At 50.9% G+C, this 24,690-nt stretch carries 24 protein-coding genes; 8 read left to right on the top strand and 16 right to left on the bottom strand.

Annotated elements, in window-relative coordinates:
* Window positions 1-7: 7 nt before the first annotated feature.
* On the top strand, window positions 8-472 hold the full coding sequence (locus tag ACXAFR_RS19130; protein WP_475179729.1) for an EVE domain-containing protein: 465 nt from the start codon (window positions 8-10) through the stop codon (window positions 470-472).
* Window positions 473-536: 64 nt separating this feature from the next.
* Here the strand turns inward: ACXAFR_RS19130 and ACXAFR_RS19125 are convergent, their stop codons facing one another.
* The 4 genes from ACXAFR_RS19125 to ACXAFR_RS19110 all read right to left on the bottom strand — a co-directional run bounded on the left by ACXAFR_RS19125 (window position 537) and on the right by ACXAFR_RS19110 (window position 6,501).
* The gene (locus ACXAFR_RS19125) at window positions 537-2,813 is read right to left on the bottom strand and encodes a TonB-dependent receptor (RefSeq protein WP_475179728.1); all 2,277 of its coding nucleotides are present in this window, start codon (window positions 2,811-2,813) and stop codon (window positions 537-539) included.
* 218 nt (window positions 2,814-3,031) lie between these two features.
* On the bottom strand, window positions 3,032-4,072 hold the full coding sequence (locus ACXAFR_RS19120) for an AraC family transcriptional regulator (protein WP_475179725.1): 1,041 nt from the start codon (window positions 4,070-4,072) through the stop codon (window positions 3,032-3,034).
* Between the two features lie 70 nt (window positions 4,073-4,142).
* The gene (locus ACXAFR_RS19115) at window positions 4,143-5,477 is read right to left on the bottom strand and encodes an amidohydrolase family protein (protein WP_475179723.1); all 1,335 of its coding nucleotides are present in this window, start codon (window positions 5,475-5,477) and stop codon (window positions 4,143-4,145) included.
* Between the two features lie 154 nt (window positions 5,478-5,631).
* A complete protein-coding gene (locus tag ACXAFR_RS19110) occupies window positions 5,632-6,501 on the bottom strand; it encodes an isocitrate lyase/PEP mutase family protein (RefSeq protein ID WP_475179720.1) in 870 nt (289 codons plus the stop codon).
* Window positions 6,502-6,745: 244 nt separating this feature from the next.
* Between ACXAFR_RS19110 and ACXAFR_RS19105 the strand changes: the two genes are divergently transcribed.
* Window positions 6,746-7,150 (top strand): rhodanese-like domain-containing protein, encoded by a 405-nt coding sequence (locus ACXAFR_RS19105; RefSeq protein ID WP_475179716.1) that lies wholly within the window; start codon window positions 6,746-6,748, stop codon window positions 7,148-7,150.
* Window positions 7,151-7,153: 3 nt separating this feature from the next.
* Here the strand turns inward: ACXAFR_RS19105 and ACXAFR_RS19100 are convergent, their stop codons facing one another.
* Window positions 7,154-7,678, bottom strand: coding sequence for an Hsp20/alpha crystallin family protein (locus ACXAFR_RS19100; RefSeq protein WP_475179713.1), 525 nt, complete (start codon window positions 7,676-7,678; stop codon window positions 7,154-7,156).
* Window positions 7,679-7,976: 298 nt separating this feature from the next.
* Here ACXAFR_RS19100 and ACXAFR_RS19095 point away from each other — a divergent pair, with 298 nt between their 5' ends.
* Window positions 7,977-8,783 carry a universal stress protein gene (locus ACXAFR_RS19095; protein WP_475179712.1) on the top strand — a complete coding sequence of 269 codons (807 nt, stop codon included), beginning with the start codon at window positions 7,977-7,979 and terminating at the stop codon, window positions 8,781-8,783.
* Between the two features lie 88 nt (window positions 8,784-8,871).
* Here ACXAFR_RS19095 and ACXAFR_RS19090 read toward each other — a convergent pair whose 3' ends face one another.
* A complete protein-coding gene (locus tag ACXAFR_RS19090) occupies window positions 8,872-9,570 on the bottom strand; it encodes a TetR family transcriptional regulator C-terminal domain-containing protein (protein WP_475179710.1) in 699 nt (232 codons plus the stop codon).
* A gap of 495 nt (window positions 9,571-10,065) precedes the next feature.
* Between ACXAFR_RS19090 and pepF the strand changes: the two genes are divergently transcribed.
* On the top strand, window positions 10,066-11,922 hold the full coding sequence (gene pepF / locus ACXAFR_RS19085) for an oligoendopeptidase F (protein ID WP_475179707.1): 1,857 nt from the start codon (window positions 10,066-10,068) through the stop codon (window positions 11,920-11,922).
* Window positions 11,923-11,940: 18 nt separating this feature from the next.
* Here the strand turns inward: pepF and ACXAFR_RS19080 are convergent, their stop codons facing one another.
* The gene (locus tag ACXAFR_RS19080; protein ID WP_475179705.1) at window positions 11,941-13,329 is read right to left on the bottom strand and encodes a uracil-xanthine permease family protein; all 1,389 of its coding nucleotides are present in this window, start codon (window positions 13,327-13,329) and stop codon (window positions 11,941-11,943) included.
* A gap of 286 nt (window positions 13,330-13,615) precedes the next feature.
* On the opposite strand from ACXAFR_RS19080, the gene ACXAFR_RS19075 reads away from it, so the two are divergent.
* Entirely contained in the window at window positions 13,616-14,536 is a 921-nt protein-coding gene (locus tag ACXAFR_RS19075) for a CAP domain-containing protein (RefSeq protein WP_475179702.1), read from the top strand.
* 15 nt (window positions 14,537-14,551) lie between these two features.
* Here ACXAFR_RS19075 and ACXAFR_RS19070 read toward each other — a convergent pair whose 3' ends face one another.
* The 5 genes from ACXAFR_RS19070 to xdhC are packed head-to-tail and all read right to left on the bottom strand — an operon-like array spanning window position 14,552 to window position 18,822.
* Window positions 14,552-15,748 (bottom strand): urate hydroxylase PuuD, encoded by a 1,197-nt coding sequence (locus ACXAFR_RS19070; protein ID WP_475179699.1) that lies wholly within the window; start codon window positions 15,746-15,748, stop codon window positions 14,552-14,554.
* Complete coding sequence (guaD, locus tag ACXAFR_RS19065; RefSeq protein WP_475179695.1) at window positions 15,745-17,049, bottom strand: guanine deaminase; 1,305 nt, start codon at window positions 17,047-17,049, stop codon at window positions 15,745-15,747. Before guaD ends, ACXAFR_RS19070 begins: the two co-directional genes overlap by 4 nt.
* 8 nt (window positions 17,050-17,057) lie before the next feature.
* On the bottom strand, window positions 17,058-17,399 hold the full coding sequence (gene uraH / locus ACXAFR_RS19060) for a hydroxyisourate hydrolase (protein ID WP_475179692.1): 342 nt from the start codon (window positions 17,397-17,399) through the stop codon (window positions 17,058-17,060).
* Window positions 17,396-17,914, bottom strand: coding sequence for a 2-oxo-4-hydroxy-4-carboxy-5-ureidoimidazoline decarboxylase (gene uraD / locus ACXAFR_RS19055; RefSeq protein ID WP_475179691.1), 519 nt, complete (start codon window positions 17,912-17,914; stop codon window positions 17,396-17,398). Before uraD ends, uraH begins: the two co-directional genes overlap by 4 nt.
* A complete protein-coding gene (gene xdhC / locus ACXAFR_RS19050; protein WP_475179688.1) occupies window positions 17,914-18,822 on the bottom strand; it encodes a xanthine dehydrogenase accessory protein XdhC in 909 nt (302 codons plus the stop codon). The genes uraD and xdhC overlap by 1 nt, the downstream gene beginning before the upstream one ends.
* Window positions 18,823-19,300: 478 nt before the next feature.
* Between xdhC and ACXAFR_RS19045 the strand changes: the two genes are divergently transcribed.
* Window positions 19,301-20,647: an 8-oxoguanine deaminase gene (locus tag ACXAFR_RS19045; protein WP_475179684.1), complete on the top strand. Its 1,347-nt coding sequence runs from the start codon at window positions 19,301-19,303 to the stop codon at window positions 20,645-20,647.
* On the opposite strand, the gene ACXAFR_RS19040 is transcribed toward ACXAFR_RS19045, so the two are convergent.
* Window positions 20,644-20,889: a DUF2164 domain-containing protein gene (locus ACXAFR_RS19040; protein WP_475179681.1), complete on the bottom strand. Its 246-nt coding sequence runs from the start codon at window positions 20,887-20,889 to the stop codon at window positions 20,644-20,646. The two genes, ACXAFR_RS19045 and ACXAFR_RS19040, sit on opposite strands and share 4 nt — an antisense overlap.
* Before the next feature lie 81 nt (window positions 20,890-20,970).
* On the opposite strand from ACXAFR_RS19040, the gene ypfJ reads away from it, so the two are divergent.
* Together ypfJ and ACXAFR_RS19030 are read left to right on the top strand one after the other, a co-directional pair.
* Window positions 20,971-21,873 carry a KPN_02809 family neutral zinc metallopeptidase gene (gene ypfJ, locus ACXAFR_RS19035; RefSeq protein WP_475179678.1) on the top strand — a complete coding sequence of 301 codons (903 nt, stop codon included), beginning with the start codon at window positions 20,971-20,973 and terminating at the stop codon, window positions 21,871-21,873.
* A gap of 6 nt (window positions 21,874-21,879) precedes the next feature.
* On the top strand, window positions 21,880-22,251 hold the full coding sequence (locus ACXAFR_RS19030; RefSeq protein WP_475179675.1) for a hypothetical protein: 372 nt from the start codon (window positions 21,880-21,882) through the stop codon (window positions 22,249-22,251).
* A gap of 398 nt (window positions 22,252-22,649) precedes the next feature.
* Here ACXAFR_RS19030 and ACXAFR_RS19025 read toward each other — a convergent pair whose 3' ends face one another.
* The 3 genes from ACXAFR_RS19025 to ACXAFR_RS19015 all read right to left on the bottom strand — a co-directional run bounded on the left by ACXAFR_RS19025 (window position 22,650) and on the right by ACXAFR_RS19015 (window position 24,689).
* Window positions 22,650-22,928 carry an EF-hand domain-containing protein gene (locus tag ACXAFR_RS19025; protein ID WP_475179672.1) on the bottom strand — a complete coding sequence of 93 codons (279 nt, stop codon included), beginning with the start codon at window positions 22,926-22,928 and terminating at the stop codon, window positions 22,650-22,652.
* Between the two features lie 65 nt (window positions 22,929-22,993).
* A complete protein-coding gene (locus tag ACXAFR_RS19020; RefSeq protein ID WP_475179670.1) occupies window positions 22,994-23,398 on the bottom strand; it encodes an NUDIX hydrolase in 405 nt (134 codons plus the stop codon).
* A 16-nt stretch (window positions 23,399-23,414) separates the two neighbouring features.
* Window positions 23,415-24,689: an allantoate amidohydrolase gene (locus ACXAFR_RS19015; RefSeq protein WP_475179667.1), complete on the bottom strand. Its 1,275-nt coding sequence runs from the start codon at window positions 24,687-24,689 to the stop codon at window positions 23,415-23,417.
* Between the last annotated feature and the right edge of the window lies 1 nt (window position 24,690).

Genomic DNA, 24,690 nt, shown 5'->3' with positions numbered 1-24,690 from the left:
GTTTCCGATGAATTACTGGCTACTCAAATCCGAACCCGACGCCTACAGCATCGCAGACTTAGCTGCCGAAAAAACCGGTCGCGGTCGCTGGGATGGCGTACGCAACTATCAAGCACGCAATCTACTCCGCGACGCCATTAAACAAGGTGATGAATTCTTTTTTTACCACAGCAGCTGCAAACTTACCGGCATCGTCGGAACAGGCATTGTCGTTAGCGACAGCTACCCAGATCCATCACAGTTTCGCGATGACCAGCCGGGCTTTGACCCCAAAGCAACCCAAGAGCAGCCTCGCTGGTATTGCGTGGATGTCGCTCACAAAAAAACCTTTGCGAACGTTTTGAGTTTAAAACAACTCAAGCAGGAATCGCCACTGGCAGAGATGGCGCTTATTCGACAGGGGCGCCTGTCCGTACAACCTGTTTCTGCTGACGAATGGCAATACATCAATTCGCTCGCCGAACGTCAATAAAAAAGCCCTCCGAAGAGGGCTAAAGAAACACCAGATAATTTAAAAAATTCGTATCGTTAAAACTCTAGAAATTGTACGCAACAGTAGCTCCAAAGGTTCTAGGCGGCGCCAAAAACCCAGCATTGGTTCTCGAGCTGTTGAGAATAAAGGTTCCGACGTAGATTTCTTCATCCGTCAGGTTTTTCCCCCAGAAATTAACTGTCCAGGCATCATCAGGTGAACTGAGCATGACATTCGCATCGATGGTTGTCACCGACTCCTGACTCAAGGCCTCGTGATTGAATTGTGAGAAAAAGACCTCGCCCTTGTAGGATGCAAGGACGCTGGCGTCTGCAAGCCAATCCGTTCCGGGCAGACCGACGCTGACCGTCGCCCCCAAACTCCACGCCCACTCCGGTGACTGTACCATGCGATTACCCGAGAGGTTTTGGGTGAGATCCACGTCAGCATCAATAAGGCCCAGCTGTTGATAAACCGTATCAAATGGATCCGTCGTGACGTAATCACCAAATTCTGCATCGAGCCAGGTCGCGGAGCCGTTGAGTTGCAGATGTTCGAATGGCAGCCAGGTAAACTCCATCTCCATACCGGTAATTTCGGCTTCGGCGGCATTTTCATAGATCAATGTAAAACCACTGGTGCCGGTGGGCACACTGCGCCCCTGCTGCAGATCGGTATAATCGTAGTAGAAGGCAGCCGTATTAAATTGCAGGGTATTGTCGAAGAACATTCCCTTCAGACCCACCTCGTAGGCATCGATAATTTCAGGCTCCAACACCGGCGATGTTTGCCCTGAGAGAAAAATACCGCTTTTGAAGCCTTCGGAATAACTGCCATAGATAAGCACGTCGGGAAGAGCTGCCCATTCCAGTCGTATACTCGGCGAGAACTCATTAAAGCTCTTCTCATCTTGATAGGTCAGCGCATCAACCAGCCCCGGAGCAATCCAGCGAGTTGTGTCACCTTCGCGTTTTTCATAGCTGTATCGACCACCAACAGTGAGGCTTAGCACATCCGTCAAATCGAAGGTCAGGTTGGTAAAAATCGCATAAGCTTCAGCTTCTGCGGTGCCGGAGAAGTCAAAACAAAGATCCTCCAGCGGTGCGCCCAGGACAGAATTCGACACATTGTCGTTGACGGTACAACGCGGTGGCCCTGGATCGAGCGCCAAGTCCAAACGATTGTTGGAATCGATTTCTTCGTTGTAGTAATACAACCCGACTAAACCTCTCATGGTGTCGCTATCGAAATTTAAGCGCAACTCCTGGCTGATTTGGTCCGTCTCGAAACTCTCTGACCAGACGTAGAAATCCTCTTCCGTCATATCGTAATCTGCTTGAGGAATTTTTTCGAACGTCTGGTAGTTAGAAAGGGATGTCAAAGAAAAGACGTCATTGATACCCCAATTAAATTCGACGCTGTACGAGTTCTGCTCGCGCTCATTTTGCAAATCGACATTGGAGTTGATGTCTCGCGGATCGGAAGCTCTCGTACCTGTGGTTGGCTGAGGCTCCAACGCAGGTACGGGTGCCGGATCGTAGGATGCCGCACGAAACTTCGGAATATAATTGGTATCGTCTTCTTCATGATGTTCGGCGGCGAAGCGAATGTCCATCGAATCGTTAATCAGCCACTTCAACTGCCCACGATAGGAAAACTGATCGGCATCATCAATATCATCACCTGTGGCGATGTTTTCACCGTAACCATCCCGGTCGATTTTGCGAATTGCCAGTCGACCCAACAGCTCTTCCGTTACCGGACCACTGACCGCGCCTTCAAACTTCATGAGATTGTAATTTCCAGCCGTAAATCGACTGTATCCTGACAACTCTTCCGTCGGCTGTTGAGTGATAACGTTGATCGATCCGCCGGTTGCATTACGGCCGTAGAGTGTTCCCTGAGGCCCGCGCAGAACTTCAACCCGTTCGATATCGAACAGCGACCCAAACTGGGCCGATGATTGCCCTGTAACCACCCCATCAATGTGCATGGCAACCGAGGGATCTCCGCCGGCGAAGGGGTTATCTGTACCTATGCCACGCACCATAATCTGCGCAAAGCCGAAGCTTTCACCGATTTGTAAACTAGGCGCCATATTCTGGAGATCGGAAATATTATTTACATCTGTTTTTAAAAGACTATCGCCACTCAACGCGGTAATAGCTGCACCAACATCCTGGCTGCTTTCCTGACGCTTTTGAGCGGTAACAACAACCTCCTCGATTCCCTGAGCCTGAACAGAAACACCACTTGATGAAGCGAGAATTCCAATAATAGACGGCAGATAAACGTGTTTGAAACGCGCACGCAGGCGCTGAGGATGACACTGACGGTCCATGGTAACTCCGATTATTATCACTGTTATTGGTTATCCTAGGCGCGCTCTGTAAATGACCTATTGCGATCAACGGCACGCTGATGCGGACATTAGGTGAGATAGAGAAACGAAGGAATGGCTAAAAGTGACGAAAAATTATGCAAAAGTTACCAGTTATGCCATTTTCGCATAGTAGTAAGCACTCACTTTCGGCGCAGGCGCCAGTATTACAAGGGATATTAACCGGTCTTGGAGATGTCTTTGGCGTGAGGATCCCCCCGAAACGAGCGAGGGGAGATTCCCGTCCAGCTTTTGAAGGCCCTGGAAAATACGGCCGAATCGGAAAATCCGACTTTTTCAGCCACCTCCCCCACCGACAGTGAATGAGTCGACAACAGCCAAACCGCACGATCCCGCCGCACCAAATCCTTGAGCTTTTGGTAAGACGTGCCCTCGTCCTTCAGCTTGCGAATGAGTGAGCGCTTGGTCAGATTCAACTGATTGGCCGTGTCTTCAATGGAAGGTAAACCTTCAGCGATACGGCGCTTTAAGATCAATAGCACTTCGCTAGAAAGACTGAAATCCACTTGCGGTTGCCGAAACAAATCCGCCGGGCAGCGACGCATAAAGTTTCTGAGTGAAGCGGCATTTTGAACGATGCTCTCGTCCAGATATCGGCTGGGAAACGTAAACCCTAAAAAACCGGCCTCAAAATTGTGCCGTCCGGGAAACAAATAACTGTATTCGGCGACTTGTGGCGGTACTGGAAAATTAAAAAATACGTCTTTCAGCGGCAGGTTTTCTGCAATCAACCATGAGCTAAATCGATGCCACGCCATCAGTGTAATTTCCGCAAAGAGATGGTGTTTGTCGCGGGTTTCTCCCGGCTCGACAAATCTCAGCTCTGTAATTCCTGCGGTATTGTTAATTTCGATGTGGTAGGCACGCGTGACCATCCCGTAAAAACGACCGGCGACCTTTAATGCTCGCCCCAACGTTGGCTCGTGAATGGCCAGTTTGCCCATCATATTGAAACTGCCTCTGGGAATCGGCGCATAGGAGACGGCCAGCCCTTCATCCTGCAGCTGATCCCAGATGTACTGCACGACCAGAGCGAGGCGCGTTGTATCGACACGCATCTGCGGAGCGTCCAGTATGGCCTTATTGATTCCCAGACGCTGCAGCATGCCGTCGGCATCCAAACCACGATCTTTCGCCAGTTGGTAAAACTGCGTTAGGTAGTAGTTCGCGGCCGTGGCGTATTCGCGTGTCTGTTCCATGGGCAAAAAGGTATTGTTATCGTGATGCGGTTATACCTTTTCCTCCGACTGGGGTAAAGACGCACAATGGTCAGCTCTCTTCGTCGTTGATCTGCACTACCGGCTTACCATAGTGCCAGACCGTCGTCAGTGTTCGCGTGTTGCGGATGTCTTTGGTTGGGTCTTCACGCAATATCAGAAAATTGGCCTTCATCCCGGCCTGTAAGCGCCCCTGATCTTTCAGGCCCAACATGTCTGCATTCCCCGCCGTCGCACTGTGCAAGACTTCTTGCGGCGTCATTCCGGCGGCAACCATCTGTACCAACTCCAGATGTTCGGCAATGCCAGGAACCCGGACCGGCGTCGCTCCAGAATCCGTTCCAAACCCAATGTTCACACCAGCACGATGAATTTTCTGTAGGTTTGCCACGTTGGTGGCCACCGCCTGCCCGGCTTTTGTCTTCTTCGCCAGCGCCGATTCCACCCAACTGGAGTCCATCATCGCTCGCCCCAATTCAGGGCTGATTCCCGCCGCAAAAAAAGGCGCAAACTGCCAATCTGGGTTTTCAGCGTACAGATAGTTGGCTTCATCGATATTGATGGTTGGCACATACCAAACCTGGTTTTCCACCAATGCCTGAATAAACGCCTGATCCACAGGCTGGTCTCTAACGCCATGGGCGACAACATCGACTCCAGCCGCAACAACCGCTTTGGCATCCTCAAGATCGTGAATGTGCGCCGCCGCTTTTAATCCGTGACGGTGCGCTTCATCGATCGCCGCCGTGAACACCTCGACCGGCATTTTGGGAAACTGACCGCCATTGCTATCGACCCAGACTTTAACCATGTCGACACCCGCTGCAGCCATGGCCCGAACCTGTTCGCGCGCAGCGTCTGGCGTCTGGGGGCGATCAACCTGCGTCCCCTGCAGATTCATTCCCTGAGCCGGCGGCAAACCATCTACCGCACCCACGCCGGGACCAGCACCGTACAAATCGGCCCCCTTGTGTTCAAGCCCGCGCAAGGACTTACGCAGCTCATAGAAAATGGGCCGATTCAGCCCCAGCGCATTGACGCTGGTGATACCGTAGTGAAGAAACTGCTGCAAATCGCGCTGCACGACGTCGGCGGTATAGTTGTGGCCGCCAAAATCCATACCCTGGACCATACCGACATGGCTGTGGCCCGCAATGATGCCCGGCATCAGGAAGGGAACATCGTAAACCTCATCCACGCTTTTCGGCATAGCCACCTGGCTTTGCTCGCCAACCGTTTGCAGAACATCTGCCGATGTAATTAATCGGGCATTTTGGATAACGGTATCGCCGTCAAAAAGCCACTCTGCGTTAAACACGCGTGTTTGAGCATTGACCAACGAAGAGAAAACGAGACACACCCCAAGTGTGGCGCTGCGAAGAAACATGGAACCCCCAGATATACGAAGATAACGGTAGGATACGCAAGCTCAGGGGGCGAAGAACAGTGATTGAGGAATCACCCAAGGCAAGAGAGTTTTTACCTGCGGGAAAGATGATATCGCAGGCCCCAGGGCCTGAGATTTGGTGAGCGAGAGCAGCTTACTTACCTTCGCCCCACTCTTTTTCCAGAGCCCAGACCTCTTCGAAACCAATCAGTGAGCAGAACTCTTTAAAGTTAAAGAGCGGCACACCTTCTGGCTCAGGGCTGCCATCTTGCAGTTTCATTTGCTCAAACGCCATCTCAATGGCCTTGGCGGAAACCAGGCTTGGCAGAGATGGGAATACCGCCAGGCTGTAGCCCAATTCCTGCATTTGTTTTGCCGTGCGCATCGGGGTCAAACCGCCATTGGCCATATTCGCCATCATAGGACCTTTGACCTGATCGCAGGCGATTTTCATCTCCTCATCGGTCGTCAGCGCCTCGACAAAGAGAATATCCGCACCCGCGTCCTGGTAAGCTTTTACACGGTCAATGGCGCCGTCTAAACCTTCGGTCTGACGGGCGTCCGTGCGTGCGATGATCAGCATATTTTCATCGCGACGGGCTTTCACAGCAACTTTGATCTTCTCGACCATATCTTCTTTCGGAATCACCCGCTTGTACGGTGTGTGACCACACTTCTTAGGGAACTCCTGGTCTTCAATCTGAATAGCGGAAACACCCGCTTCTTCGTAACCGCGGATGGTGTGATGAACATTCAACAGACCGCCAAAACCAGTATCGGCGTCGGCCATGACAGCCGCATCGCTACAGCGAACCAGCGTCGCCATGCGATCAACCATCTGGGTGAAGGTCACTAAACCCGCGTCTGGCAAGCCGTAAGCCGATGCTGAGAACCAGTATCCAGAACCATATACAACGTCGAGTTTGGCTTTGCGAGCGATTGCCGCAGTGACCATATCCTGAACGCCCGGCGCGTAGAAGAATTCGCCTTTTTCCAGTTTTTCCCTGAGTATTGGATTACCCATAATGTTATAACCATATGTAATAAAAGAGATTTTTATCATGACCTGAATTTGACACTATGCTGTCATTACGGTCCTGACACCTGTCATACTACCACCCTTGCCAAAGCCGACGAAATGACAAGTGTCATGGGCCCTCATCTGGGGTAGTCTCTCGCAAGAGATGTATGCCCGCCCGTAGCCCAGTGCCCGGCCGGAATAAAGACAACGAATCTATCCCTTAAACTGTTTAGAAGAGATCCCCTGAATGGCGATTACAAAAGGCATCCAGCAACTGATGCACGAAGCTCGCGCGCGGATTCAAACTCTGACTCTGGAAGAGGCTAACGCAGCCCTGAACGACACGAACACGCAATTCGTGGACATCCGCGATATTCGCGAACTTCAACGGGAGGGGCAGATTCCAAACGCCTTACACGCCCCCAGAGGTATGCTCGAATTCTGGGTGGACCCGCAGAGCCCCTATTACAAGGAGGTGTTTGGGGAGGATCGACGCTTTATTCTCTACTGCCAATCATCCTGGCGTTCGAGCCTGGCTGTGGCGAGCCTGGTCGACATGGGAATGACGAACGTCTGCCATTTTGATGGGGGCTTTAAAGCGTGGAAGGATGCCGGACTCCCCGTAACCGAAAAGTCCGGCCCTAAGAGTTAAGCGTCAACCGAGGGCTTTCGGCACGGTGATTTCGACACCATGCTCCGTGTTATCGATGACAACTTTATCCTGTTCTCCCATATCCGGCAGGTAGATCGAACGGGAAAACTCACTGCTTCTGGAGATGTAGGATTGCCGGCCCTGGGCGTCATCTTCCTGATGATCTTCCAGCCGACCATTGATGACCAAAGACTTGTCATGTAGCTCGGTATTCAGCTCAATTTTCTGGCCGTCTGGCACCTGTACATCAATCAGATATTTCTCGTTATCGTCTTCGACCTGAATTTTTGGCTGTAAACGGGATTGACCAAACAAATCCTCCCCACTGCCCACCGTCTGCATAAAGGAATCCATCTGACGCTCCATCGCAGACATGGTGTCGCGAAACGACGTGGCATCGCCCGGATCACTCATTTGCGAGCGCGGTATAGTCGACAACCCCGTCACCAACGGGGAAGACTGGTCAAGCAGTTTTTGCCGGGTCTGCCACAAACCAATACTGGTCATGACCAATAACACGCTGAGCACAACCACAGCTCCGGAGAGCCATCTGAATTTTTATAAAACTTAGAGAGCAGCAGCCCCTTGCCTCTCCCAGAGTTCATCTTTTTTTTCACTCCTTAACGATTATTCAAACTGAACAGGCAGTCACGTCGCCCCACCCAGCACTCACAGACGGAAATTGACGCCACAAGTCTCTTGACCGCGATCAAAATTGACGCGAAAAACCCATTTGCACAGTGAATATTCAAGTAGACTGATCATTGAACACGGAACGCCTAGAGGTATTTGGCACTGACACTTTTCGGTCACCAGGAGCCGCAACATGCAAAGCAGCAATCACCAACTCGTTGTTATCGACCCCACCCAGGCCAGCCAACCCTCCCTTGATCGCGCGTTGATGATGGCAAGGCTCATCAGCGGTGATCTCAAAATGAAAATGACATTCCTGCTGCTGGTGACTGAACAGACCCGCAACCGAGAAGAACTTACCTCTCTGACCGTGGAGCAAGACTGGATCATGGATAAAATCATCACCCCCTGCCATGAGCTGGGCGTGGAGTTTTCGATCCTGGTATCCTGGTCTAAAGAATGGGCGGAAACCCTGTTGTATCTCGAAGAAACCAAAGAGACAGATCTCACAACGATTTCTTTTTACAGCAAGGGACAGAACCACGTTCTGAGTGATGACAATTGGAAGTTGCTACGCCAGTCACAAAAACCGATCTACATCGCGCGGGACATCCCCCGAGATGAGCTTACCGACTTGCGGCTGCTGGCGGCGATTAAAGCGCAATCACCAGAGTATGAAGAGAAAAACCAAGCCATTCTCAATACGGCGTCGCGCTTGGTCGAGCTTTTCAACGCGGATTTACACCTGATCAATGCGTACAACAACTCGATGGAATTCCCAGACCGGGGACGCCTCGCCGCTATAGCACGAATCGATAACGATAAAATCCTGGTAAAAAACGGCGATCCGCAAGAAATTATCCCTGCGGCTATTGAAGAAACCGGAGCCAACCTGTTACTGATTTCCAGTAACCGACGCAGTGGTATTCAAGGCATTATTCGGGGCAACACCGTAGAAAAAATCATTGATCGGGTTGGTGTCGATATTTTAATGATCTGATCAACAGGCTGATCACCGTGAGACAGCGAGGTATTGGCAGCAAAACGCTGCGTTTACATCGCTGCCCGCTTGGCGTAGCACGCCGGCATTAATTGCCGGCGAAACGCTCAAAGCTTGGTACTAAGCCACACCCTCGCAGAATGATCGATATCAACGATCGAGAAACCGCCTCAATATCATCCTCTTCGTATTCCTTGCGATTCAGCAGCGTCAAAATTTCTGCCTCGGATTCGCTGTAGTATTGAGAAGAAGCCCAAATCATAAAGATCAAATGCGCAGGATCGACTTTTGCCATGCGCCCCTGATCGATCCAGGCTTGTAAAACTCTGACACGTTCGCGAAAAAAGCTACGCATATGACCACTCATATAATCGGCCAAATACGGCGCTCCGGCGATCACTTCGGACGTGAACAATCGACAGCGGTCTGGCTCCCGGAACGACAGAACCACCTTAGAGCGAATAAATGCCTCTAACACAGGCGCAGGATCATCCTCTTCGGAGATGTCAGCCAACCCAGCGTTCCAGTGGTCAACAATCCTCTCCAACACCGCGCGATAAAGATTCGACTTGCTGCGGTAATAATAATGAAGGTTCGCCTTGGGCAATTCGGCACGATCAGCAATCGCCTGCATGCTGGTACCACGAAATCCATGTGCTGCAAACTCTTGTTCTGCAGCGTCTAAAATGGCTTGCGTATTCTGTTGGCGAATACGTCCGGCCTTTTTCTCGGTTCCCTGCTCATCGTTCGAAGCGTCATCCAACGATGTCGAAGAAAAATTGGACATACCTGCTATAGCCTTCTGAAAAAACCTCTTGGTAAAACGCTCCGATCACGGGGAATTACCTCCATGGTGCGACAACTGACGCTCGAAAAATTGTGCAGCACTCAGTCGTTAAACTGTGTACGATTTTCTGACTCAAAAGTCAAAATAAAGGCAATGCCTTATTGAATACTACAATTCGATGACTGCAAGTAACACACCCAGCAGAAAAGCTTTTTTTACTTTCCTTTTAAATGCAGTTAAATCAATTACCTGGATGTGACTTTCCCGCTCTAACATCAACTACCCCAAGATCTAAAAATCCGCAGAACAACGTCTCTCTATCTTGAGGCTACGACCGAAAAGCTGTCTCAGCGGACAAATTTAAGCATTTTTAATTCCAGCTTCGACATTTATGCCAAAACCCAATGACAGAGACTCATAGTGTAGATTTTTTGCCACTAAGGTAGGCTTGTTCATTCCAATAGTCATGTGAGCCATCGCAAGGAAAGAACGAAAGTGACTCATTTAAATGCATTCATCACAAAACTCGCCCTTTTTTGCCTACTTATCGCACCAATCAAGAGCATCGCCGAAACCGAAAAGCGCTACTGGGATCTCAAAGATCTCTACCCAAGCGTCGACGCCTGGGATCAACAAAGACAGGATAGCCTCAAAGACATTGCGAAACTCCCAGAGCTTCAAGGCACTCTCGGAAAAGACGCGGATTCTCTTTTGGCCGGGCTGGACCAAATTTCCGACATCCAGAAGACGGCGTATCGACTGTACAGCTATGCAAGCCTTCAGCAAGACGAGGATCAACGGCAGCCAGACACTCAAGCTCGCTTTGAAGACGCCCGTCAACTGGTCGCCAAGCTCGATGAAGCCACGGCCTGGTTAAGTGCAGAAATTATCGATATTGGAGCCGATCAGGTGAGCGCCTATATTAAAGCTCAACCCAAATTGGCGACCTATCAATTTCCCCTGCAAGATATCCTACGAATGGCACCACACACCCTGGATCACGACGGGGAAGCTTTACTCAGCAAAAGTGCTCTCGTCCTGGGTAGCCCAGGTCAGATCTATGAAAAGTACGCCAACGCAGACATTCCCTGGCCCAAGGTAACTCTGAGCGACGGTGAAGAGGTCGAGCTAAACCAAGCCGGCTACAGCCGCTATCGCAGCAGTAGCAACCGCGAGGATAGGCACTTGGTATTTGATACCTTCTGGGATACCTGGCAGCAGTACGCTGACGGCATGGGAGCAACCTTAAGCGCAGAAGTCCAAGCCAATATTTTCACCGCAAGAGCCCGCAATTACGCCTCTGTTCTAGAACAAAACCTCTTTGAAGATGGACTGCCTGCAGCGGTTTTTGAACAATTGGTGAGACAGGTTCATGCATCGCTACCGGTGTTTCATCGATACCTGAATCTGCGTGCGAGAATGCTCGGCATTGATGAACTCAAGTACTACGACATCTACCCTCCGTTGGTAGAAGCCGACACAGGGGTGTTTGATCTGCAGAGAAGTGAGGAAATTACAGAAAAAGCGCTCGCGCCATTTGGGGATCGCTACCTGTCGTTACTCGAACAGGGCTTCTCCCAACAATGGGTGCACAGCCATCCACAACCCGGAAAAACATCCGGCGCCTATATGAATGGCTCAGCTTATGACGTACATCCCTATGTTCTGCTGAACCACAATGACGATTACAACGCCTTATCGACCTTCGCTCACGAATGGGGCCATGCCGTACACAGCCTTCTCGCGAATGAGGCGCAACCGTTCGTAACGGCGGACTACTCGACCTTCATCGCCGAAATGGCCTCGACCATCAACGAAATTTTGTTGGAAGAGTACATGATCGCAAACGCCAAAAGCCGCGAAGAGAAACTTTTCTACCTCGGTCAGGCATTGGAAAGCATTCGCGGCACGCTGTTCCGGCAAACCATGTTTGGTGAGTTCGAAGCACAAATTCACGAACTGGCGGAATCGGGCAAACCATTAACCGGGTCTATTCTCAACGAGACTTACCTCAAACTGCTACGCCAGTATCATGGCGATGCCGAAGGTGTGCTTACGATTGATGACCGCTATGGCGTAGAGTGGGCTTATATCCCTCATTTTTATTACGACTTTTACGTCTTTCAGTATGCAACATCCATATCTGGTGCAGCTTGGTTTGCGGAACAATTTCTAAACGGAGATGAAGCCGTTAAAGATGCCTTTATTCGCGTTTTAAGTGCCGGCGGCTCTGCGCTACCTCACGACATCCTTGTTAATGAAGCAGGGTTGGACATGACGAGAGCCGATGCCTACGCCCCCGTCATGAGACGTATGACATCGTTAATGGATCGCATTGAAGCGCTGCTCTAGCGCTCGATGACAAGAAAGCTATGAGTGGGCGTTTAACTCCGTCCCCTCAAGCTTTTTTTCACGACTTAGATGGGTGTCTTCAGGCATGACCAGATTGAGAATAATGGCCGTTATGCCCCCAGTTGTGACCGCCGACCCAATGACGTTTTGAATTAGAGTTGGCGTGTGCTGAAGAACATCTGGCACCATGGAAATACCCAAGCCGACGCCGAAAGAAACAGCCATAATCAACATGTTGCGGCGGTTCATTTCAAGAGTCGCCAGGATTTTTACACCCGCGGCAGTCACCGTACCAAACATCACCAAGGTAGCACCACCGAGCACCGGCTTGGGAATGGTTTGCAGAATACCGCCGATGATCGGAAACATCCCGAGAATAAAAAGAATTGCCGCAATGTACAGGCCGACATGACGACTGGCCGTTCCTGTCAGTTGAATAACGCCATTGTTCTGACTAAACGTTGTATTCGGAAACGTATTGAAAACCGCAGCCAACGCCGAGTTAAATCCATCTGCTAAAATCCCGCCCCGCATACGCTGCAAATAGGAGGGCCCACTGATCGGCTGCTGGGAAATCAGGCAGTTTGCTGTTAAATCTCCGGTCGTTTCAATGGCCGTTATCACATAAATCAAAGCAATGGGGATAAAAGCGCCCCAATCAAAACTGAAACCGAAAGCAAATGGGACTGGCACACTAAAAACCGGCAGCTCTATAAGATTAAAATCGTATTTCCCCATCACTAAAGCCAGGCAGCAGCCGACCAACAACCCCAACACAATTGCCGAAAGTCGCACCCACTGATTTTGCATGCGATTAAATAGAATGATGGAAATCAGCACCACCACACCCAATGTCAAATTGGATAGCGAACCAAAATCCTCTGCATTACTTCCCCCAGCGAGATCGGTCATGCCGACTTTGATAAGACTGATCCCAATAATGGTGATCACGATACCCGTCACAATAGGCGTGACAATACGGGATAATTTATGCACGAACTGACTGAGAATAATCTCCACGAAGGCGCCAAAAAAACACACACTAAAGATCAACGCCAGCATGTCTTCAGTGCTACCACCGCGGCTCTTGGCAATATAGCCTGCCGCTAGAATCGCCGAGAGAAACGCAAAACTGGTTCCCTGAACACAAATCATACCCGCGCCGATCGTCAAGGGTCGACGAGCCTGAATAAAGGTGCCGACACCAGAAACCACCAGCGCCATACTGATTAGATAGGGAATATGTTCTCCGAGCCCCAAAATACCGCCAATAACCAGCGTTGGCGTGATGATGCCGACAAAGCTCGCCAACACATGCTGCACCGCTGCAAAAGAGGACTCCAGAAACGGAGGCTTATCATCCAAGGTGTAAATCAGTTCGTTATCGGTGCGCCCATCGGCAGCCATTGTCAGCTCTCCTGTTTCGACCTAAGTCTCTTTTCTGCAAGCAGATACATCTATCGAAGCCCCTCATGGGAACGCCACTGGAGGGATTCCAGCACAATTCATACCCGAACGGCTGGCGCGGCGGATACCCTCTTCATTTTGCGAAACCGTTTGCTCTCTTTGTGGCACCTCAAACGAAGAAATACTGCGCAGAAGTGAGAACACGTCATCGGCGTGTATTTTCAACTTCCGCTAAGATTCTTTTCACAGTACCTTTGCCAAACACGACACAAATAAAAGACCGACTATGAAACATTTTGCCGCCTACCTAAGCCTTGCACTCATCTTGACCAGCTGTGGCGGGTCCGGGTCCGGCTCTGATTCAACACCAACGGACACTACCGAAACCAACGAAGACTTTACGGACACACCTTCGGTGGATCCTGATCCTACCCCGGATCCCGTAGAAGAAGGCGACGAAGTCTCCACCAAAGATGACCGACTCGTTATCGCCACGTCAGATGATTTTTCCGGTTACGCCCTGTATGTTCGCGAAGATATAAACAGCTCATGCGACACAAGCTGCATGAGTGGCCGCGTGCCTCTCACCCTTTACGATGGAACAGCCTCCGGCTATATCCGTCTGGCGGGTGTTTCTGACAGTACCGGCGCGACCCACATTACCTACAACGGTAAAACCCTATATCGTTTCGAAGGTGATACTTCCTCTGCGACCACCAACGGTATTAATAATGGGTGGGTGCTCGCCAATATCTTTACTATCGTCGGCAGCTGTACTCTCGACACCCGTCAAAAAGCCCTGCTGGAACTTCACAATTTCGCACGCGCTGAATCCCGTTCCTGTGGCGGAGAGATGCTCCCGGCCGTTGGCGATCTGCGCTGGGACTGCCAGTTAGCCGATGCCGCCAGAACCCACTCCGCCGACATGGCCACCAACGACTTTTTCTCCCACGAGGGCTCCGATGGCAGCAACTTAGTCACCAGAGCGACCGCCGCGGGCTACATCAACTACCGTAATCTCGGTGAAAATATCTACGCTGGCACAAACAGCACCGCCGACGATGCCGTCAACGGATGGCTTGACAGCCCAGGGCACTGCGTCAACATGATGAACGCAGACTTCGAAGACATGGGCGGAGATGTCGTTGAAAACGCGGATCTTCTTCTCCATCGTTTCTGGACCGTCGACTTCGGTCGCCTGTTCTAACTGTCGGCCTGCACCCTAAGACGGATCATTGAGGGACTGGAGATACTGTCCAAGTATTGCCCTTTCCTCGTCGGTCATCTGAGTCTTGTTCATAAACGGCATATCGGTCGCAGTCACAGACCGAGCCAAAATACGCGGCGCCCACTGATTCATTTGTTCGATCGAATCAAACACCACACCACTAGGAGCAATCGTAAAAACATCGTCGGTCGGCTTAGAGCTATGACATGATGAACAGCGTTCAGTCACGATGTTGAACGCTTGCTCTTGGGTAACCTGAGACTCCCCGGTCGCCGTGGATCTCATACTTGGAGGAGCGATACACCAGGCCAAAACCGCCAGCGCTATCGCCGACGTCACCAAAATGTGCGGCTTAACGATTCCCTTATGACGCAAGTTGAAAAAATGGCGAGCCCAGGCTGCAATCAGCAATATGGCCATTAACACCAACCACGCATGTTCGTGACCATAGGTCATCGGATAGTGGTTGCTTATCATCAAAAAGAGAATGGGCAGCGTCAGGTAATTATTGTGAACAGACCGCAATTTACTGGCTTGAGCATACTTGGCATCGGGAATCTCTCCACGCTCAACAGACGCCACCATAGCTCTCTGGCCGGGCATAATAACCCGAAACACATTCGCCGCCATGCAGGTCCCAATCAACGCACCGACGTGTAAATAAGCCGCACGATCGCTGAACACCTGCCCCAGCCCCCAAGCCACCGCAGCCACAAAGCAAAGTAACAGTATTGCCAGAATCCAGGGATAAGATGCCAAAGGACTTTTACACAATAGGTCGTAAACGATCCAGCCACCGATCAATGTTCCCAGACTGATTCCAATGGCGACGGGAACAGACAGGGCAATTTTATTCGGATCAATCAGATAGGACTGAGCGCCGACATAAAACATCAGCGTAAGTAGAAAGAACCCGGTTATCCACGTTGAATAGGCTTCCCACTTGAACCAGTGTAAGTGCTCAGGCATGACCGAAGGCGCCAATTTATATTTGGCAACTTCGTAAAAACCTCCGGCATGAATGGATGACAACTGCCCGCCAATACCTCGCGCGTCATTCTCTTTAGATGGTTTTTCCAGCGAGTTGTCCAGCCAGACAAAATAGAACGACGAACCAATCCAGGCGATACCGGTTATCAAGTGCAGCCAGCGCAATAATAAATTCAGCCAGTCGATGACATACGCACTCATTCCGCTGCTCCCCTCTGGTAACCACACTCCCCCATTATGTAAGTCCGCGCCACGGCTCGGTCGTCACCCAGGGTATTTATAACAAACAGTAATTCTTCCAACGACTGACAGTAGCCTGTCCGCATTGCCATTAACGGCGTTGCCTGCAAATCCAACACAGAAAAATCCGCCTCTTTGCCCGGCAGGAAGTTTCCAATCTGGTCATCCAGGTCCAACGCCTTAGCGCCACCCAGCGTAGCCAGATACAACGCACTGAAAGGATCCAAGCGTACACCTTGCAACTGCTGAACCTTGTAGGCTTCATCCAAGGTACGCAGTAAGGAAAAGCTGGTTCCCGCACCAACATCCGTTCCAAGTCCGACAGAAACACCGCAACTGCGAGCCTTCTGCAAGTTGAACAGTCCAGAACCAAGAAACAGATTTGACGTTGGGCAGTGAGCGATTGAACTGCCACTCTCACCCAACCTTGACCACTCCTGATCACTGAGGTGAATGCCATGCGCCAAAACACTGCGGCGATTCAGTAAGCCACTGCGGTCGTATACATCCAGATAACCGGCGCTGTCAGGAAACAACGTTTTAACCCAGGCAACTTCGTCTCGATTCTCTGCAATATGGGTATGCATATAAACGTCGGAATGCTCGCGCAAAAGGCTACCGGCAATATCCAATTGCTCGCGACTGCTGGTCGCGGCGAATCGAGGTGTCACGGCGTAACTCAAGCGGTCAGTCTTGTGCCACCTACCAATAAGGGTTGTCGATTCATCGTAGCTCTGCTGAACACAGTCACACAAACCCGGCGGCGCATTGCGATCCATAAGCACTTTACCGGCAATCATTCTCAGATTGCGCTGTTGCGCCGCGCGAAAAAACGCATCAACTGAAGCCGGGTGAACTGTGCAAAACACGAGTGCGGTCGTCGTACCATTGCGCAGCAATTCAGATAGGAAAAAATTTGCGATGCGTTCACTGTGCCCAGAATCAGAAAACTTCTGTTCAACAGGAAATGTATAGTTATTTAACCAGCTCAACAGCTGCTCGCCATATGCAGCAATCATTTCCGTTTGTGGATAGTGAACGTGGGTATCCACAAACCCAGGAATAATTAAATGCTCCGGAAAATGCTCGATAACATCGTCAGAAGTAACAATGGATTGCAGTTGATCATATTCACCCACCTGCTGAACATAACCATCCTCAACCACGAGCAGGCCATCTTCGAAAAACTCCCAGGCAGATTCACTGACGGATGGATCTGCCAGAAAATGCAGAATACGAGATCGAAATAACGAACGAGGCATAATAGAAATCAACTACCTCTGTAGGTTGAGTACCCAAACGGACTCAACAACAGTGGAATGTGATAGTGAGCATCCGCCTCAGCAATATTGAAAACGATATCTGCCCAAGGATAAAAAACTGGCGCCCCGCGAGCTTCCTGATACGCCTGGACATCAAAATGGATACGATAGGTCGCTGAGTACAACGAAACGTCAGGTCCGATCAGTTCTGGAGCTCGACCATCATCATTGGTCACGCCAGACGCCAGCTTCTCCCATTTTCCGTTTTCCAGACGGAATAACGCCAACGACATTCCTGCGCCGGGAAGTCCCAACGCCGTATCGAGGACATGCACGGATAGGCTGCTCATGGTTGCCCCCTGCTATTCAGCAATTTATGTAATCGTATATTGGTAATTTTACGCTGCTCTTCTGCGGCGATAAGAAGCTCTTCCTCTCGCCGGTTTGGCAATCTTTCCACCAGTAAGCTCAGCATCTGTTCCGCAGTTTTTCCCGTGGCACAAACAATAAAAATGAATCCAAACTTTTCAAGATATGCAGCATTCTTTTCAGCCAAATCCTGCAATATATGTTCATCGGCCTCGTTAACGGCGGACTGCTCTCCCGACGCCAGCGCTTTGGTGGCAGCGTACTTTTCTCTCAACGTCTCCACATTGCCAATCTGGGGATGGGCACTGAACGCTTCTAAAAGATTAGCCTCATCGATATCTCGCCAGATGGCGTCAGACTCTGCCAGCAGCCCTGCCATACCAGCAAAAGGTGGCGCCGCAGCGAGACGCCTAATCCAATCAGGAGCGGCACAGCATTGCTGCAGCTGTTCACAACGCTGTTCTTCATTCAGCGCATTAAACTCATCAAGAGTCATCAGGACCTTTCCTTTGCGTGATGGCTCGTTCGCAGCAGCGTCACAGAACCATGAGAATTTTGTGCTCCAGCATCCGCACCTTCACGAACAGCCAACTGCCGCTGATAGAAATCGATAACATCCGCGGAAATGGATACGGCAACTTCCATAGGTCGCTTGCCGCGAATGTGAGGAGAGCCCGTAGGACACTGCATCCGCGTAATGAGAGCATCCTCAAAGCCCCGATGCTGCAACCGCTTGCGAAAGCGATTCGCTTTCGATTCAGAACCGATGACCCCAAGATGTCCTTGAAAATCCATTTCCAACAACGTTTGCACCAACTCAAAATCGAGACGATGATTGTGGGTCATAATGAGCACCATGGATGCCGTCGACTTTTTTTCCAGCATCTCCACCGGGTCATCCGTGATCCACGCTGTAACATTCGCCGGCAACTCAGAGGGGAACTCTGCCTCTCTCGAATCGACCCAGTGCACACGCACGGGCAGCTCTGCAAGAATGGTCACTAAAGCACGAGCAACGTGACCTGCGCCGAAAAGTAATAATTCAACTTTTGCCGGTCGAAAGGCTTCAAACAACAATTTGACTCTGCCGCCACAACACTGCCCCAACCTCGCCCCAAGGGGATAGTCTTCGATCTCCAGAGCGTCTTCGCGACCCGCAGAGTTTTCCAGCATGGCTCGGGCTTTTTGAATGGCCTGAAACTCCAGATGACCACCACCAATGGTGGCAGTACTCGCGACCTCAGTAACCAACATCTTTGTACCGGCCTCTCTGGGAACGGATCCGTGGACATCCAGAACCGTGACCAAGACATAATCTTGCCCAACCCCCTCACACCAGGCCGCAGCTTCGGCCCAATGCTTAGGCAGCTGCGTGAGATCCAACGACGACGAAAACTTTTTCATAACACACAATTCCAATTAGCCGTGCCAGAGTTCTCCGCCCCAACCTCACACCACAATAACCTGTCCATATGGTCAACCTTTAAAATCAATTAGCAATATATTTGCCACAACGCGTTATCTTACGAATTTAACAAGCTCTGGCATGGAGCCCTTCATTTTTTCCAAAATTTCCAGGACGCGCTCAAAAAGCCACGATTTATCGCCAAAAATTATGCATCAATGACGAACACCTATGAACACATTGCACAATATAGGCGCACTCAATCCTCCACAATTGAACGTTAGACGCCTTTAAATTCCTAAGACCTCTCCCACCTCCGAACTGACCATAAAGTCAGGTTTTTTAAAAAGTTCTAAGAAGTCAGCGACTGAGACTGGAAATTGGGGGACGCTGTCAGCAATTGCTGGTAAGGTCTACGGCAACGATTAAGTCTCACGGTCATCGATCACACCGCTTTCGACGAACACAGGTTTGGCTATGCACACCCTCTGGATAAAACACCCTCTCGCCGTACTGTCTGAAAAGGACGCTGGAAATGGTATCGTGACCGAGAATGGCCGAATCGTCGAGTTGGTGCCAGCAAAAGCGGAACCATCACACCCTTACGACCAAACCTTCGATGCCCGTGAGCATGTGCTTCTTCCCGGACTGATCAATTGCCACCATCACTTTTACCAAACCCTGACTCGAGCCTTACCAGCGGCATTGAATAAAGAACTCTTCGCCTGGTTACAGTCACTTTATCCCGTTTGGGCAGGATTGACGCGCCAGATGGTAAGCACAGCGTCAGAACTCGCCCTAGCGGAGTTAATGCGCTCCGGCTGCACACTGGCCGCAGACCATCACTACTTGTTTCCCGATGGACTGGAAGACGCCATCGACCTGCAGGTTGCCGCTGTCAAAAAGATCGGACTTCGCGCCGTTCTGACTCGCGGATCAATGAGTCTTGGTACAGACAGCGGAGGACTGCCCCCCCAAGCGGTAGTGCAATCTGAAACGCACATCCTGGATGACTCCGAACGCTTAATTCAGTCGTACCACCAGTCCGGCCGTGGTGCTATGGTGCAAATTGCCCTGGCCCCCTGCTCCCCCTTTTCGGTTACACGGGAACTCATGCAGGCCACGGCAGAACTGGCAGCGAAGCAAAAAGTGCGTCTGCATACCCATCTCGCGGAAACGCAGGATGAAGAAGCTTTTTGTGAGAAAATGTTTGGCTTGCGAACAGTGGATTACCTCGAATCTGTGGGCTGGCTCGGATCACACACTTGGCTTGCCCACGGCATTCATTTCAATGCCGAAGAAATATTGCGACTTGGCCAGGCGGGAGTCGGCATTTGCCACTGCCCTTCATCGAACATGGTCCTCGCGTCAGGTATTTGCCTGACCAAAGACCTCGAAGCCGCAGGCAGCCCTATAGGCATCGGTGTTGACGGCTCTGCCTCTAACGACGGCTCTAACCTCGCGCTCGAAATGCGTCAGGCGCTCCTACTGCAACGACTGAGATACGGTTCATCGGCCATCAGCCACTTGGATATTTTACGCTGGGCGACTCGAGGCGGCGCGGCAGTACTCGGGCGCGCCGACGTCGGCACCATTGATATCGGACAGCAGGCTGACCTAGCCCTATTCAAACTTGATGAAATACAATTTAGTGGCAGTCACGACCCATTGGCCGCGCTGCTGTTATGCGGTACGAACAAAGCTGACCGAGTTATGGTTAACGGCGACTGGACCCTGATTGATGGAGACATACCCCATATTGATCTGGAAAAATTACAAGCCGATCATCGACAGTGCGCGCGGCAACTGGCAAACGCCCATTAACGAACGGTAACGTCGACTTCCAGCTCGTAAAAGCTATCGGTTAGACTTTCTAGCTTTGTTTCCATCAGAGTGCGGGCGTCTTCAAGCGCTTTATTGTAGTAGGCTGGCGCCACTTCACGCGTAAAAAAATCCAACAAAAAGCCGGCATCGAACAGCCCAATATCTACTGACAGCTCATCCCGGCACCAAGCCTGCAGACGAGCGGCGATGGCTTCCCGCTCTTCATAACTGAACTCAATCATTCTTCCTCCGTGGGTATAACTTGCAGACAAAACCAAACACCACTCTAATAGCAACTCGTTTCACGTTAAAGGATAAACAGAATGCGCTGGAAAAGCGGACGTCGCAGCAGCAATGTTGAAGATCGACGAGGCAGCTCACCCATAGCTGCATCCGGAGCAGGCGGAGGTCTACTGCTGCGTTTGCTGCCATTGTTACTCAGAGGCCGCAGCCTGAAAACGCTGATCGTCGTTGGCGTCCTTGCCGTTATTGCTCATTTTCTAGGCATCATCAACCTACCTGCTCTGCTAAGCGGGACCAGCTCAATTTCACCTCAAAGCGACCAACAGCCAGCCAATCCTGAGGAAGACCAACTGGCTGACTTTGTCTCCGTTGTGCTTGCTGACACAGAGGAAACCTGGACCAACCTGTTTCAACAACAGGGAATGCAATACCGGGAACCAACATTGGTGCTGTTTAGCGGTGCGGTACAATCGGCCTGCGGACTTCAACAGGCCGCGGTGGGCCCCTTCTATTGTCCACCCGACCAAAAAGTGTATATCGATCTCTCCTTCTACGAAGCGCTGCGACAACAACACGGTGCGCCAGGCGACTTTGCTCAAGCCTATGTTATTGCTCACGAGATTGGTCATCACGTCCAAAATCTCCTCGGCACATCCAACAAGGTTCACCAAGCTCGTCAAAGCCAAAGCGAGTCTGAAGCGAATCAAATGTCCGTTCGACTTGAGCTGCAAGCAGACTGCTATGCTGGCGTCTGGGGAAATAAAGCAGATCGCGACAGAGGGCTCATAGAAGCAGGCGATCTGGACGAAGCCCTCAACGCCGCGGAAGCCATCGGTGATGATCGCTTACAAAAACAATCCAGAGGTTATGTCGTGCCGGAGAGTTTTACGCATGGAACATCGGAACAACGTCACCACTGGTTTAAAGTCGGCTTTGAGAGTGGCGATCCAGATGCATGCGATACTTTTGCCGCGGGGATATGATAGGCGATGCTGAGATTTTCCTCGAAAACCTTGCATCGCATAGCAAAACGCCTACGACCAGTTACGGCATGGCTCATTGCGGGATTGATCGTCACGGCAGTGATGACCGCTTACGTATTCTTGTCCGGCACGTCGGCCATTTCTTCCGACGCGCAACTCGGCTGCATCGCCCTATTACTTTGGTGGCTATCGCTTCTGGTGGCCATAGCACTTTTTGCAGAACCATTGCCTGAAGTTCCGGAAGATGTCAGCAGAATCAAACGATGGTTGATCAGAGGGAAAAGACTGTTCTTTCACTTAGCAGCCTGGCTGCTGATGGGGACGAACGTCGCGACGATTTACCTCACAACGAAAGCCATTGGCTTCATGATGGCATGACAGGAAATGAATAAAAAAATAGGGCAGTAAACTGCCCTCAAGGGCTCACTTATTCCTAAAATCTTCTCGACGACTGTCCAAAGAGCCCGTTCGAACAACCCATCCCACAGCTACTGTTAGCCAGTCGCGCTGAATATTGGGTCGCGATTGCGCCCCATAAGGCATTCATTGTGTCGGCTACGTCTCGTTATTTGCACCAAAATCAACCAACATCCAAGTTAATGATAATATTAGCTTCCTTTAAGGAGACCGACAAAATCGAAAGTGAAAAAAGCGACATGTGTCACAAATTTGAAATTGGCGCGCAAAACAACACTAAAAACGGCCAGATAAACGCAAAGTTGTCTCTTCAATTAACGACATTGAAGCCGCATATAGAAGATCAAGGACGTGGCTAACTAACAGCAGAGATATTCTTGGCTGGATGCAGGTGGGCCGGCAACAAATTCCTGTTGCTCAAGAAAACCGTTGGCGTTTACATCCATTAGGGAAAATGTACTCAACACATCATAGGCTTTACGAGCCATTTTAGATTCACCGAATTCCTGGTAAGACAGCATCAAATCCTTATCGGCATCCAGCGCTAGAAACTCTTCCTGCAAAGCCTCTGGCTGTTGAGCGGATGAGGCGCAGGCCGCTAGGACAAGGCATACAACACTTAGAATCAATACTCGCACGATCAGTTTTCCTCTCATGGCAACTGTGTGCCCCCTATAGACGTCAGCCCTTCGGAATTTATCCCTCAAAAAGCCCGACTCCGTACAGAACCGTCAAATTCCAAACAATCTTTGATGCGAACTTGATGATGTTCCCGTAATGCCAAAGGGTCAAACCATCGCCAGTCGCTATGCTCTTTTGAGAGCTGTATGTCGCTGACATCAATAGCGTCGCAACGAAAAATAAATGTCTGCGATTCATGTTGGGCGTGGTAGTACACACCACTGAGATAACGAATTGTTAATGAGACGCCCAACTCTTCCCGGCACTCCCTCAAAAGAGCCTGATGAACAGTCTCCCCCGGCTCCAGACCGCCACCGGGAAGCCCCCACGCACATTCGCCATAGGTCGCCTTCAGCAGCAACACCTGCCCTTGATGATTACTAATAACAGCGTGACTGCTTAATCGAAATCTATGCTGATAGCCCATGTTAATCGCGTGCGTTTCAGGAAGATGCCGCAGGCTCGTCCATCAAAATGGCCGACTGGGCTAATAATGCATCGCAAAGTACTTGCAATGCCAATGCGACATCGCCGTCCAGCACATCCTCTTTAGGATGGTGACTGATTCCGCCGGGACTTCGAATAAACAACATGCCGATCTCTGTTAACCCAGCCAAAGCCATAGCATCGTGTCCGGCGCCGGACGGCAGATGTAACACGGGTACATCAAGCTGCTCTATGGCTTTCGCGAAGAGCCCCTGAATGTGTTCGCAGCAATGAACTGCAGGTGCAGCGTGACGCCACTCCCACCCGACGGCAACATCCCTGGCTAGCGCGATTCCCTCACCCGCCATTACAATCTGATCAACTAACGCATCTCGCTTGGCATCGTCTTGTGAACGAACATCTAAGGTAACGCTGGCATAGCCCGCAATCACATTTTCTGCGCCTGGGCGAACCTGCAAATTGCCCACTGTTGCGACACACTCTCCTTCGGTTGCGCGGGCCAACTTCTCAACCATCAACACAAATTCAGAGGCCGCCGTCAGAGCATCTTTACGCAATTCCATCGGAGTGGTGCCAGCATGCCCCGCCTGCCCAGTGAAGCTCGCATGAAAACGCCGCGCGCCAGCGATACCGGTCACCACTCCAACCGGTAAGCCTTGCGCTTCCAAGACCGGCCCTTGCTCAATATGGACTTCCCAGTACGCCAACGGATTTTCATTCTGCAAACTCGCTTCGGAGAACCGCTGCGGCTCAAGCCCAAAATCAACCATGGCTTCGGACATTGAAATACCCGATTTATCCCGCAATTGCAGCCAGTGCTCCTCAAAATTCCCCGCCAGCGCACGCGAACCGATCAAGGTCGTTGGAAAGCGGGTTCCCTCTTCGTCAGCAAAGCCCACAACGTCTAAGTGAAAAGGAAGCGTTTTCTGGTTCTGGTTCAGCTTTGCAGCCGCCTGAACGGCGAGCAACACTCCCAGAATGCCATCGTAAGCGCCAGCATTGGGAACCGTATCAAGGTGTGACCCCAAAATGAGCCTCGGAGCATCAGGTTGCGAAGACGCGAGCCTTCCCCACTGATTTCCAACAGCATCCTGCCATGTGGTCATGCCTGCTTCCCGCATCCAAACGGCCACCTGCTGATTGCATAGCTTGTGCTCATTCGTAAGGTACTGGCGCAAAATACCCAGCTCCATTTCCGAGATAGAGGCGAGCGTCGCGCATCGCTCGAGTACAACTTTTGCGTCAACCGTCATGGCAGATGGACTCTCCATT

The organism is Pseudomaricurvus sp. ABR4_320, assembly GCF_056159445.1.
Note: the sequence above shows the minus strand (reverse complement) of the source record. Positions and strands in the feature narration are given on the sequence as shown.